Below are 13261 nucleotides of genomic sequence, written 5' to 3'. Positions count from 1 at the left end.
TTACGCACTGAAGCCTGAAACCTAGATCTCCCCTAGCCCCCCTTAAAAAGGCTACGGTGTACACACATCTCTGTACAGACCCAAAATCGTTGGAGATCCCCCTAAATCCCCCTTAAAAAGGGGGACTTTAAGAGACTTTTGCCCCCCTTCTTAAGGGGGGTTGGGGGGATCAAAAGGCTCTGGGGCAACTCTATAAGACTTGTGTGTACACCGTAGCTAAAAAAGGGGGGAACTTCTAAAGCCCCCTTTTTAAGGGGGTTGGGGGATCTGAGTGCGTAAGTACTGGTTATGTGGAATACATAAAATACTTTCTGTTTACAAAGTCTATACAGCTAGAGTAGCCGCAATCGCACAAAATTACACTACATCATATTTTTTGTCAACTAGAAGCTTTTACCACTGCTTCCGCTTGAGAGTGCAATAACAAACCATATTCCAAGCCCTCCACCACAGCTTGATAGGAAGCCTCCAAAATATTGGTAGAAACCCCTACTGTTGTCCAGCGTTGACGACCATTGCCTGATTCTACCAACACACGAGTTTTTGCCGCAGTACCCGTATGTCCGTTGAGAATCCGCACTTTATAATCTGTCAAATCAAAGGTTGCTATTTGGGGATAAAAGTTTACCAAAGCTTTTCGTAAAGCCGCATCCAAAGCAGCAACGGGCCCGTTACCTTCCGCCGCCTCCAGAATATTTTTCCCGTCAACAGCGAGTTTGACTGTGGCTAGGGCATTGGTAGTTTCTTTCCCCTCAATCAAGTCACAGTGGACTTGAAAACCTTTGACTTCAAAAAACTTCTGGCGGCCTCCCAAAGCTTCGTGCATCAACAGCGCAAAACTAGCCTCTGCTGCTTCAAATTGAAATCCTTCACTCTCTAAATCTTTGAGGCGCTGGAGAATTTGCTTGGCTTCTGCCTTTTGATGATCTAAGTCAATTCCAAAACTGCGGGCTTTGGCTAAAACATTGCTAAGTCCAGACTGTTCAGAAATCACGATACGGCGATGATTCCCGACTTGTTCCGGCTGAATGTGTTCGTAAGTCAGGGGATTACGTTCCACGGCTGATACATGAATACCGCCTTTGTGGGCAAAAGCCGAAAGTCCCACAAAGGGAGCGTGTTCATCTGGTGCAAGGTTGACCACCTCACTCACAAAACGACTAGCTTCTGTAAGTTGTGTTAGCTGGTCTTCTGTGATACAACTGTAACCCGCCTTCAGTTGTAAATTGGGAATTAACGAACAGAGGTTAGCATTACCACAACGTTCACCGTAACCATTAATTGTGCCCTGTACCATCTTTGCCCCTGCCATCACGGCGGCTAGAGCGTTAGCAACCGCCATTTCCGAATCGTTATGAGTATGAATTCCAATTTGGGGAATTGGGGATTGGGGATTAGGGATTGGGGATTGGGAAGAATCTTTCCCCATTCCCCAGTCCCCAGTCACCCTTACCACATCTTGAACAATTTGGCTAATTTCGTGGGGTAAAGTGCCACCATTAGTATCACACAAGACTAGCCATTCAGCACCAGATGCGATCGCAGCCTCTAATGTCTGTAAAGCGTAATCTGGATTATGCTTGTAACCATCAAACCAATGTTCGGCATCGTAGATAATGCGACGACCTTGAGAACGGAGGTACTCAATGGTGTCACGAATCATCGCCAAATTTTCTTCTAATGTCGTCTTGAGGCTGGCTGTGACATGTAAATCCCAAGACTTGCCAAAAATCGTTACCCAGCGAGTTCCCGCAGCCAAAATATCCTGTAGCATCGGTTCGGTTGCAGCAGTGGTGTTGGGGCGTCGAGTCGAACAAAAAGCCACAATTTCAGCTTGTTTTAGCGGATCTTCTTGGAGTTGCCAGAAGAATTGTACATCCTTGGGATTAGCGCCAGGCCAACCGCCTTCAATAAAGGGAATTCCCAGTTGATCGAGTCTCTTGGCAATGCGTAACTTATCTTCTATGGATACTGATAGCCCCTCGCGCTGAGTGCCATCCCGTAATGTAGTGTCATAGAGCCAAAGTTGAGGTGAGGAATTTGTGGTCATAAAACTGGGACCGAGGAGACAACTTTCGAGGCAATGTGTCAATATACAACAAAACGCCAGTTTGGCAATTTAAAAATGCCTAAGATACTAGCTCAAGGTAAAACAATTGAGTGCGAGCAGGGAAGCAATCTCCGAAAAATTTTGCTGCAATAATAGTATTAACCTCTACAATGACGGTGCTAAGGTAATAAACTGTCGGGGCATTGGCAGTTGTGGAACCTGCGCGGTTAAGGTAGAGGGTGAAGTATCAGCAGCGAATTGGCGTGATCGAACACGACGTTCGCTTCCTCCCCATTCTCCTACAACAGACTTGCGTTTAGCCTGTCAAACTCAGGTTTTAGGCGACGTGAAAGTGACAAAGTTTGATGGATTTTGGGGACAAGGTTCTCGAATAGTGTGGACACCAAAAGGTTAAAAAGGAGTAAGACAAGATGGGTAGATGGACACCCTTAATTTTAATGGCTGGAGGTTTAGCCATTCTGCTTGGTACATTACTAGGCATCAACTTTCCTATGGGCGTACAAAGTGCTAACAATCCCAGTGAAAGAAAATCACAAGTCCTCCCAGCTAATATCAATGTTAATAGCGGTGCTGGCAGCAGGAATGATGAAGCTGCAACTGAAGGAAATGAAACAACTGAAACAAACCAACCTAGACGCACTATTGTAGCCCCAAGACCTGACAACAGAAGTAGCGTTGCCCAGAATACTGACAGTACAACCGACGTTAATACAGATACTTCACAAACTGATACACCATCCACTGATGTAAATCAAGGCAACGAACCTATTCGTGCTTTGTGGTAATGATACATCCATGTTTAGTTACAAGTTATAAGTTATGAGTTTTAGTTATGAGTTATTAGTTATGTACTAATGATAAATAGCTAATAATAAATGACTAATGACTAGTGAGATTGTAATTATTGGTGGCGGCGTTATTGGTTTAGCGATCGCCATTGAACTAAAACTGCGCGGGACAAGTGTCACCGTGTTTTGTCGTGACTTTCAGGCTGCCGCTACCCATGCCGCTGCTGGGATGTTGGCACCAGATGCGGAAAACATCACTAATGGAGCAATGCGTTCCTTGTGTTGGCGATCGCGTGCTTTATATCCCGAATGGACGCGCAAACTAGAAGAATTAACTGGGTTAAATACTGGCTACCGGCCCTGCGGTATCCTCGCACCCGTCTTTGAAGAGGCAGGGCAGGGAGCAGGGGGCAGGCAGCAGGGAGCAGGGAGCAGGGAGCAGGGGGAAAATTCCTCTCCTCTGCACCGTTCCCCCTGCCCCCCCGCCTCATCCCCTGCTTACTGGTTAAACAAAGAGGCAATTCATCAATATCAGCCAGGATTGGGAGCAGAGGTCGCTGGTGGCTGGTGGTATCCTGAAGATGCACTAGTTGATAATAAAGCTCTAGCTCACGTATTGTGGACAGTTGCTGAGTCTGTTGGTGTTGAACTCAAAGACAGCATTACAGTAGAAGCATTTTTACAGCAGCAAGGAAAAGTGGTTGGCGTGCAAACCAATGCTGGAATGATTCGCGCCGCGCACTATGTTTTAGCTTCAGGTGCTTGGTCAAATGAGTTGTTACCAGTACCCGTGCGTCCCAGAAAAGGACAAATGCTGAGTGTGCGGATACCAGAATTTGCGCCGGAATTGCCTTTGAAGCGGGTTTTGTTTGGGCAGGATATTTACATCGTACCAAGACGCGATCGCCTTGTTCTTGGCGCAACCAGCGAAGATGTTGGCTTTACCGCTAACAACACCCCAGAAGGCATTCAAAAACTATTACAAGCTGCCATTCGCTTGTATCCCCAGCTAAAGTATTATCCCATCCAAGAATTCTGGTGGGGATTTCGCCCAGCCACCCCTGATGAGCTGCCCATCCTTGGCACTAGCCACTGTCCAAATTTAACTCTTGCTACAGGTCATTACCGTAACGGAATTCTACTTGCACCCGTAACAGCTGCATTGATTGCTGATTTAATCTTGGAACAAAAGTCTGACCCCCTACTTGCTGATTTTCACTATTCGCGCTTCCAGTCCCAACCATCTACCTCTACCCCAATGCTGACTCACTCTGCCAATTTCTCCAACGGGCATCATCCTGCCATATCGCCACAGCAGCCACCACTCGCCATTCAAGATTCACCACTAATTATTGCTGGTAAAACCTTTCAATCCCGCTTGATGACTGGAACTGGTAAGTATCGCAGCATCGAAGAAATGCAGCAAAGCGTTGCCGCCAGTGATTGCCAGATTGTCACCGTGGCAGTCCGACGGGTACAAACCAAGGCCCCCGGACATGAAGGTTTAGCTGAAGCCTTAGATTGGACAAAAATTTGGATGTTGCCCAATACCGCAGGTTGCCAAACTGCTGAAGAGGCGATTCGGGTGGCCCGTTTGGGGCGAGAAATGGCGAAATTGCTAGGGCAGGAAGATAATAACTTTGTCAAGTTAGAAGTAATACCTGACCTTAAGTATTTGCTCCCAGATCCGATTGGGACGCTGCAAGCCGCAGAACAACTAGTTAAAGAAGGTTTTGCTGTATTGCCCTATATTAATGCTGACCCCATGTTAGCCAAGCGTTTAGAAGAAGTAGGCTGTGCTACGGTAATGCCTTTGGCATCGCCGATTGGTTCTGGACAAGGGCTAAAAACAACCGCCAACATCCAAATCATCATCGAAAATGCGAATGTGCCCGTAGTGGTGGATGCTGGTATTGGTTCACCCTCAGAAGCTGCTCAGGCAATGGAATTGGGAGCAGATGTTTTGTTGATTAATAGTGCGATCGCTCTTTCTCCAAACCCAGCAGCAATGGCTCGTGCCATGAATTTAGCAACAGTTGCCGGTCGTTTGGCATACCTTGCTGGCAGGATGCCTATCAAAGACTACGCCAGTCCTAGTTCTCCTCTGACTGGGACGATTACTAGTTAAGGAATGAGGCATGGGGCATGGGGGATATACGGACAAGGGAGACAAGGAAAATACCCAATATCTAATCCCCAATCCCCAACCTCCAATAATGTAACGATTTGTCTAGCAGTTTAAGAGCGGATCTAGCATTTATGTAACATTAAATGAACAATCAAGATAAAGGAATCAATTCATGCCCTATACAAACGAAGAAGGCGGTCTTCTGAATAATTTTGCCCGCGAACCAAAGATTTATCAAGCAGAACCTCCCACGGAAGGGCAAAAGCGAACTTATCTCTTTCTAGGAATCGCTGCTACAGTTTTGGTTGGCGGGTTGATTTCAGTCGCTTTCTTTGTTTCTCAAAGCAGTTGATCGTAAAACATTTTAATAAGATTTCATTTTTTTTATATTTCAGGTTCCAATTTTAAAAGGGGCCTGGTTTTTTATTTTTTGTTAAAATTGAATGATTAATTAGAGTATAATTATATACTATCTTATTTTACTAAACCTGAAAAGCTTGGTTTATCCTGAGCAGCAGAGCGTTAGTTTAAAAATCATTTCTATTATGAGTTTAGCCCACTTAAATACGCCAAGAAAAGTGATATGTACTGTGTTTTCGCTCTTTAGCTGCCATGAGCGTAAATGATACTGCACACAATGATAATTCTGCTTTGAACCGGCAAGTATATCACCGCTTGAAACTTGCCCTAAGTCTTGGCTTACGACGACAATTATTTTTAGCCGTATGTGATAATTTATACTTAAGAAATCAAATAGCGGGTCGTTTGCATTCAACATTGGCTTATCCTATTGGACAAGTGCTATCTCAGCCATCAAATGCCCAGGAAAATAGCACTCCAGCCTATCCGCGATTAGTTACGTTGCGTTTAAATTTAAACGATCCCAATCCCATAATTCAAATAAATCAATGGTTGGCAAATTATCCACCGCCAATTATTGGGGCATCAAAAGATACCCCTGGAAGACCTTTTGCAGTACCAGCATTTCAGATTGTTGGCGTGGAGCATCTCACCAAACAACCAGTTGCTACACAACGGTTATTTTTGCACCATCTCCGCTTAAGCGAACAATATTTCTCTATACAAGAATCTAGCCGATTCCTAGAATCTAACTTGCTGTTGTGGATACCGCGCCCTTGGTTATCTGCTATCAAGCAATCAGCGCCACAGTTTTGGCGTTGTCGGACTGGTGTATTTGTGTTTGCTGGAGAACCCACACCAGCAACTCACAATTCGGGCTATCCAGAACGTTTTTCTAGTTCCAAAAGCTTGGATTTAGGGAATCTTGAGCAGTCGATTTTAGATGAATCAGTTACCCCAGGAGAACTCACAACCGCAGTCACCGAGTTCAAGTTTAAGAATAATTCCGATTTTCCGGCAGAAACACAAGGGAATGGTGTACACAAAATCCAGGAAGCTTCGCCGCCAATAGCGGATTTATTGAAGGCTGCGCTACAACAGCAGGAATCTCCTAATCGTTCTGGTAGTAAGAGTAATCCTCAATCGCTGTCGTCTTTATCTTATATTAGTAGCGAGTTAACGGAGCTAGTAATAGCAACAATAAATACAAATATTGCTCAAGATACAGAGGATTATTTGCAACCGCAGCAGATTTTGCTGGAGATTGAAGAATTACACGAAAAACAAGTTCCAGTGGAGGTACTGGCAGAAGCTTATCATCGCTTGGGTACTTTATACCGCCTTCGCATTGAGCAAGGAGATTCAACCCTAGAAAATCTGATGGTGGCAATTATTGCCTATCAGGAGGCAATTAGCTATGACGAAACCTCACCACAACTCCCAGATATCTTGAATGATTTGGGTACACTCTACTGGATGCTATACCGCACACCACCCAATTCTGAGGAAGGAAAAACTTATATAGAGCAGGCAATAGAATTTTATCAGTTGGCGTTAAACATGATCTCACCCCAGACGCATCGGGAAACTTATGCTCGTGTGCAAAATAATTTGGGGACGGCTTATGGTGATTTAGCTCGTTTTTCTCACCCATCTGAAAACTGGCAGCAAGCAGTTTTAGCTTACAATCAAGCACTTAGCTACCGTACAGCCGACATGGACTCATTAAAGTATGCGGCTTGCCAGAACAATTTGGGTACTGCTTACTGGCATCTAGGGCAATACAACCAACCGATTGTGCATTTAAAGAAAGCGATCGCAGCTTACAACCAAGCACTTGTATACTACAACCCCGAACAGGAACCACTTAAGTATGGCATGATTCAAAACAACATTGGTACTGCCTGTTGGAATCTGGCACAATACGAACAACCTGCCCAAAATCTTCAGCTAGCTATAGATGTATATAGCGAAGCTCTCAAGTATCGCACTCCAGCTAATGTTCCCAGCGCCTGCGCTGCTACACAAAATAATCTAGGTACTGCTTACTGGCATCTAGCAAACCTATCTCAGACAACTAAAGAGGCACGGCAAAAGTATCTGCAACTATGTATCAGCGCTTACGAAGAGGCCATAGATTTGGCTCACTCACTTAGCGGTACTCTTTTAAGTTTTGATTTGCTAGCCTCTTATAATAACCTGGGACTGGCACATTATCAGCTAGTAATAGATAAGTCGTTTAATGGTGACAAAGCAACACGTTCTCAACACCTAGAAACATCTTTAGACAACCATTTGCAAGCCTTAAACGGATTGAGCAAACAACCAGAGGCTTATCAAACAACATTTACTTATGTGGTAAAAACTATTCGTGCTTTTCATAATGAGTTAGGTATACAGGGACAAAATCTGGCTTTATCTAAAGTTCCTAGTCAGTTGTTGCCAGAGATTTTGTCAAAGTTATAAAACATATGCCGATAACCCTTGAGGATGAACCTGATTAAGGACTTCTCAATTGGCACTAGTACCGCAAGGCGGAAGGCAAAAGGAGCCAGTGTGTTGGGCGGGTTTCCCCACTTGTACCGCTAACGCGGAACCCGCAGGGTAGCAACTGGCGTTCAAAAGTCAAAAGTCAAAAGTATTATTAGTTGCTCTGTATCATGAGTTTTTGTCGCTCGAAAAGAGGAACTTTATATTGGCTTGACAATTAATCAGGGAACCAAGTAAGGTAACCATTGCAATTACTCTTTTACTAATAACAAATTAGTAAAGTATTTTACTATGACATAAACTTAGCTTAATATGTAAAGTTTTCAATAATATTTTATGAAAAATACTAAAAATGTATAAAGAATACAATAAACCATTGGCAATTTTAAGTAAATTTACTAAGTTAGACTAGATACATAATTGAAAAAAGCTCCAGTATTGAGATTTGGATACTTAAATGATGAAATTAAGTTTGGTTTTTGCGACTGCTATATCTAGTTTTTTTGTCGGTGCAACCACAACACTTGGTTTTTCTGACCAAGTATATGCTCTAACTTTTTCTGGAATCTCTAGTGGTACATGGGGTGAACCTACTCCAGGAAGCACCGATACCAATCCCATATACACAGGTGTGGGAAGCAACACATTTACTTGGGGTGATCCTAATGTGTGTCTACCAGGCCCTAGTGAGTGTACGATAACAGGCTCAAATCAACTTAACTTTAATGGAAATTCATTTTCAACTGAGATCAACTATGCATTCAAAGTAGGTGATTTAACTTACTTTAATGGAACGGTAGGTGAAGGTACAAGCGTTGAATCTGTACCTCTAAATCTCAATCTATCCTTTAGCCCTCCCGTTGGAGCCAGCCAATTTTTTGGCTTTAACTTGCGTCTAGTAAATACACCTAATAACGCAACAGATCCTGAAGAGAATGCAGACTTTGTATTTATAGACACAAATTTGAGCAATCGCAGTTTTAGTTTTGATGGTAATGAATACACGCTTGAGCTAACTGGCTTTAATCCAGATGTTGACCAGATAAATATTAAGGCTCTTGAAGCAGCCACAACTACAACAGCTATTTATGCCAAAATTAAAACCAAAACCATACCCGAACCTGCAACAGTGGTGGGTCTATCCTTGGTAGGGATATACCTGATATCTCGTAAAAAATTACTGGAGAAGAAATCATAAGAGCTTTGGGTCTTAGAACATCTGCTCCTGTTTGCCCTTAAGGATGTAATTACACTAGATAATTTTTCTGCTCCAATATGAAGTTTATAGCGGTTCTCATACTTGAGGGAAGCTCTACAAACAGTACGCCAGTTTACTCAAGTATGTTAAACCCTGCACACAACTGGTTCTATTATTTTCCGCAATTAAGAACTGTTATAAACCTCCATATTTTATTTTTCTTGATGGCAATTGAATAAATTTTAACCCAGCACAAGAATTGCTGCGATCGCATCAAAAATTGATAGGGCTAACTATTTCAAGGTTACTGGTAAAAATAGTAAGCTGTTACGCATTTAACTTGAACATTTACATGAAGGCTGATGACTGATAACCGTCAACAGTTAACGACCGTAAAGAGTGTTTATACGTTTATACAATTTAAGCGCGCATCAGCTTAGTTGCTCTTTCAGTCCCACAGCTAAATCATTCGTTAAGAAAGTGAAAATATTTCCCAAGTCCTAGTAAGTCAATCTAAAATGGAAGTAAGAGTTCGCAGTTAGCCCATTCGCCTCTATATCAATGGCTTAGATATGTGGACATAAGTAATAAAACAGCATTTAGGAACAAAATGATACTCATTTTGCGTCCTATAATTGTCTTGCCTCTGATTCTAATAAGGCACATTAGCAGAATACAAATTCTAAAGAGCGATTGCGATCGCATAAACTTCCCATCATAATAAGTACTTTTATCCTCGGAATACGCTTATAGACAGGTTCCAAAACAGCCAGAAACAAACTCAGTAAACCCTCGTCATTACATACATCACATACACAAAGGACAACCCTCTTATGACACGCTTACATCAATGGAAATCTGGAACAGCTGCGCTCATGGCAATAGCCGTTACCGCAAGCGTCACTGCCCCACTATTAACTTTAGCTCCTGCTAATGCACAATACAGAATTGGGCAAGACAGAATTGGGCAATATGGAAACGTTACCATTCCTTCTGGGGTTGCTTTACCTGTTACCTATGAGAAAGAGACAATTACTATTGCTCCTGGGGAAAGTCAATCTTTAACGCTGAGAATAGCGAATGACATTATCGACAGGAATAGAAATGTCTTGATTCCTGCTGGTACTAAAGTAATTGGACGACTAGAATCTGTTGACCTAGATAGTTATTCAAGAGATACAGATGATAACCAAAGAAAAGGCGTGCGGTTTGTAGCTCAAGAATTAGAATTTTCTAATGGTCAGCGTCAGTCCATTAATGCAACTTCTCGGACATACACCACAACTCAAAGAGTTTCACAGGGCCCCAGCACAGGTCAGGTTTTAACTGATGCAGCTATCGGTGCGGGTGCTGGTCTTTTAGGTTCACTAGTTACTGGGAACCGCAAAATTGACGATTTAAAACCTGTTCTCGGTGGGGCTGCGGGTGCGGGAGCAAGTGTGTTGTTGCGAAAAAAACAAGGAAATGCCTTTGTTCTTAGACCCGCACAAGATTTGAGGCTCACACTGAATTCTAACTTGAATTTAGTACCGCAATCCCGCTACTAAATTTAATTCAATTCAAGTCGTGACTTTAATCACCTCTGATAGGCGATCGCTACTTCAACTATAGAGTGCGATCGCCTTCATTTTTGACAGTAAAAAATTCTATTTAACAGCAACCATTCTACTTCTATATCGTCTTAATCAGTATCAATACTTATTGGGATACTTATTTAATTGAGCTATGTGGGGAGCTAGGAAAATCGGTTTTATTTTGTTTTCAATCCAAAAGAGGATTCAAAATTACCTAGTATCCTGATATTTTTATTAAATAGTGGCAAAAAAAGGAGATTTTACTTGTGGTAATTCAAGGTTTCAGTGTAAGCACATATCTTGCAATTCCCGTAGTATTAAGTCTTTTGGCTCAGGGAGAAAGGATAAAAATATCTTTGCTTGAAAATGCCCATCAGGTATCGGCTAACAAGGAAATGAGCCTATCCAGCCGCCACCTAATTAGCCAAAATTCAACACCGAAAACATACTATGTTAGTGGTAATGGAAATGACAAAAATAACGGACTTTCTACTTCATCTGCCTTTAGAACAATTCAAAAGGCAGCAGACCTGACCAATCCTGGCGATACAGTATTGATTATGAACGGAGTATACAAAAATATAGCCAAAGCTGCGACTGTATTAAGTATTAAACGTTCTGGTACTGCAAATGCATGGATTAGGTATAAAGCATATCCTGGGCATTTTCCCAAAATTCAGCACAATACATGGAATGGTATCCTGATTTCACATGGAGCTTCATATATCGAAATCAACGGGCTTGAGGTGATAGGGAACAATGCCAATGTAAGCCTTGATTATGCGAGGAGTCAGAAGGATAACAAATTAAACCCGTTGACGAATGGAAACTGCATCAGCGTGGATGGTCGAAAAAATGGTCATACTCACCATATACGCATTATCAACAACAAAGTACATAAGTGTGGAGGAGTAGGCATTGCAACTATTGAATCGGACTATGTGACAATAGATAATAACGTGGTATTCGATAATGCTTGGTACAGCGTTTATGGTTGCAGTGGCATTTCGATGTTGAGCAATTGGAATTTTGACAACAAACGGGGATACAAAATGTTTGTAACCAACAACAAGAGTTACAACAATCGCATGTACATCCCTTGGATTGAAGTCGGAAAGATCACTGACGGTAATGGGATTATTATCGATACTACAAAAAATAATCGTAATAACTCAAAATTGGGCGCATATAAAGGACGTACTTTAGTTCAAAACAATCTTACATTTAATAATGGTGGCTCAGGTATTCATGCGTTTTTAAGTGATCATGTTGATATTGTAAATAACACTGCTATTTTAAATAATCAGAGTCCAGAAATTAAAGATGGGCAGATATTTGCTAATAATTCATCTGATGTGAGAATTTTAAGAAACATTCTCTATGCTTTTCCTGGGAAAAATATTAACAGTAATTATCAAACTAAAAACGTTGTTTATGACTATAATCTCTACATCAATGCTTCTAAGGTAAGTGTTAAGGGCCCTAACGATATTATTGCAGACTCAGAGTTTTTAAGTAAGTATCCTACTTTAAAAAAAATATCTAGCGGTTGGAAATCGCGGCTAGACAAACAAAATCCGCCAAAACGAGCTTATGTAGAGCCTAAGTCGGCAGGTTTTGTTTGTCAGCCAATGACTTTTCCTTTCCAAAGCAAACCCATCAGAGTGGGATGCTCCCCGCAATCTTTGGCTCAAACTGCTTCTTCTGATGTTTCATCTTTTTCTGATGTTTCATCTAACTATTGGGCGGCACAATTTATTCAACAATTATCAAGGCGAGGTGTAATTGCCGGATTTCCTGATGGTCGCTTCCGTCCTGAAGAACCTGTGACACGCGCTCAATTTGCCGCTATGGTCAACAAAGCTTTCCAAAAAGCACCGCAACGGCAGGCGATCAAATTTTCTGATGTGCCCAGCAACTATTGGGCATCCAGTGCCATTGGGCAAGCCTATAGGATTGGTTTCTTATCAGGTTATCCTGGTAATCGCTTTCAGCCTAACCAAGCTATTCCCCGCCAGCAGGTTTTGGTTTCTCTTGCTAACGGTCTGGGATATACTCCCAGTGGCAATACCGAAAGTACTCTGAAGTATTTCAACGATGCCTCTAAGATTGCTAGCTATGCCCGTAGCCCGATCGCAGCAGCAACTAAGAAGCAAATTGTGGTGAACTATCCTAATGTGAAGTCTCTGAATCCAACCGCAACTGCTACTCGCGCCCAGGTAGCAGCGTTTATCTACCAAGCATTAGTTAGTTCTAATCAAGCCCCAGCAATTAACTCGCCCTATGTCGTGTCAGCTCCTAGGAATTAATTGTCTGTTGTGACTTTAATCATCTCTAATAGGCGATCGCCACTTCAACTATAGTGTGCGATCGCCTTTATTTTTAAACCTAAAAAATCCATTTTCCAGCAACTATTCTATTTCTGTATCGTCTCATACAGTATTCATGTTTTTTAAAATACTTTTTTAATAGCGTTCATCGCTAATAGTCTGATTCTAGCTATTAGCTATTGCTAGCTATGTTTACAGGTGTTTTATATTTTTGCTATCTATTTTTTTTGGATACTAACAATAATTGTTTTATAAAAGCAAGAACTAATTGGGAACTTAATACTTCAATAAAGGTCTAATTAATTAACAGTAAAAAAAATTA

7 protein-coding genes and 2 pseudogenes are annotated in these 13261 nt (G+C 42.0%); 8 read left to right on the top strand and 1 reads right to left on the bottom strand.

What is annotated here, in order from left to right; translation table 11 throughout:
• Nucleotides 1–379: 379 nt before the first annotated feature.
• Nucleotides 380–2050, bottom strand: coding sequence for a citramalate synthase (gene cimA / locus H6G26_RS04910; RefSeq protein ID WP_190728185.1), 1671 nt, complete (start codon nt 2048–2050; stop codon nt 380–382).
• A 75-nt stretch (nt 2051–2125) separates the two neighbouring features.
• On the opposite strand from cimA, the pseudogene H6G26_RS04905 reads away from it, so the two are divergent.
• From H6G26_RS04905 to H6G26_RS04870, 8 genes and pseudogenes are all read left to right on the top strand, one after another.
• A pseudogene (locus H6G26_RS04905) lies at nt 2126–2465 on the top strand (2Fe-2S iron-sulfur cluster-binding protein).
• A gap of 16 nt (nt 2466–2481) precedes the next feature.
• Nucleotides 2482–2856: a hypothetical protein gene (locus H6G26_RS04900; RefSeq protein ID WP_190728184.1), complete on the top strand. Its 375-nt coding sequence runs from the start codon at nt 2482–2484 to the stop codon at nt 2854–2856.
• A 97-nt stretch (nt 2857–2953) separates the two neighbouring features.
• Nucleotides 2954–4987 carry a glycine oxidase ThiO gene (gene thiO / locus H6G26_RS04895; protein WP_190728183.1) on the top strand — a complete coding sequence of 678 codons (2034 nt, stop codon included), beginning with the start codon at nt 2954–2956 and terminating at the stop codon, nt 4985–4987.
• A gap of 172 nt (nt 4988–5159) precedes the next feature.
• Nucleotides 5160–5339 carry a ssl1498 family light-harvesting-like protein gene (locus tag H6G26_RS04890; RefSeq protein ID WP_190728182.1) on the top strand — a complete coding sequence of 60 codons (180 nt, stop codon included), beginning with the start codon at nt 5160–5162 and terminating at the stop codon, nt 5337–5339.
• Between the two features lie 260 nt (nt 5340–5599).
• Complete coding sequence (locus H6G26_RS04885; RefSeq protein WP_190728181.1) at nt 5600–7813, top strand: tetratricopeptide repeat protein; 2214 nt, start codon at nt 5600–5602, stop codon at nt 7811–7813.
• Nucleotides 7814–8294: 481 nt separating this feature from the next.
• Nucleotides 8295–9035, top strand: a complete 741-nt coding sequence (locus H6G26_RS04880) for a choice-of-anchor K domain-containing protein (RefSeq protein WP_242053588.1) — start codon at nt 8295–8297, stop codon at nt 9033–9035.
• 833 nt (nt 9036–9868) lie between these two features.
• Nucleotides 9869–10582: a conjugal transfer protein TrbI gene (locus tag H6G26_RS04875; RefSeq protein WP_190728180.1), complete on the top strand. Its 714-nt coding sequence runs from the start codon at nt 9869–9871 to the stop codon at nt 10580–10582.
• A gap of 1658 nt (nt 10583–12240) precedes the next feature.
• A pseudogene (locus H6G26_RS04870) lies at nt 12241–12903 on the top strand (S-layer homology domain-containing protein); the annotation flags it as partial.
• Nucleotides 12904–13261 lie beyond the last annotated feature (358 nt).

Origin of the sequence: Nostoc sp. FACHB-888, from assembly GCF_014696655.1 — a bacterium.
Taxonomy (GTDB): Bacteria; Cyanobacteriota; Cyanobacteriia; order Cyanobacteriales; family Nostocaceae; genus Nostoc.
The sequence above is the reverse complement of the archived record's forward strand: the minus strand, read 5'-3'. Positions and strand labels throughout refer to the sequence as shown.

Bases quoted from the DNA above. Each gene is read 5' to 3' on its own strand.
- cimA (WP_190728185.1), bottom strand. From the start codon at position 2,050: ATGACCACAAATTCCTCACCTCAACTTTGGCTCTATGACACTACATTA.
- H6G26_RS04900 (WP_190728184.1), top strand. From the start codon at position 2,482: ATGGGTAGATGGACACCCTTAATTTTAATGGCTGGAGGTTTAGCCATT.
- thiO (WP_190728183.1), top strand. From the start codon at position 2,954: ATGACTAGTGAGATTGTAATTATTGGTGGCGGCGTTATTGGTTTAGCG.
- H6G26_RS04890 (WP_190728182.1), top strand. From the start codon at position 5,160: ATGCCCTATACAAACGAAGAAGGCGGTCTTCTGAATAATTTTGCCCGC.
- H6G26_RS04885 (WP_190728181.1), top strand. From the start codon at position 5,600: ATGAGCGTAAATGATACTGCACACAATGATAATTCTGCTTTGAACCGG.
- H6G26_RS04880 (WP_242053588.1), top strand. From the start codon at position 8,295: ATGATGAAATTAAGTTTGGTTTTTGCGACTGCTATATCTAGTTTTTTT.
- H6G26_RS04875 (WP_190728180.1), top strand. From the start codon at position 9,869: ATGACACGCTTACATCAATGGAAATCTGGAACAGCTGCGCTCATGGCA.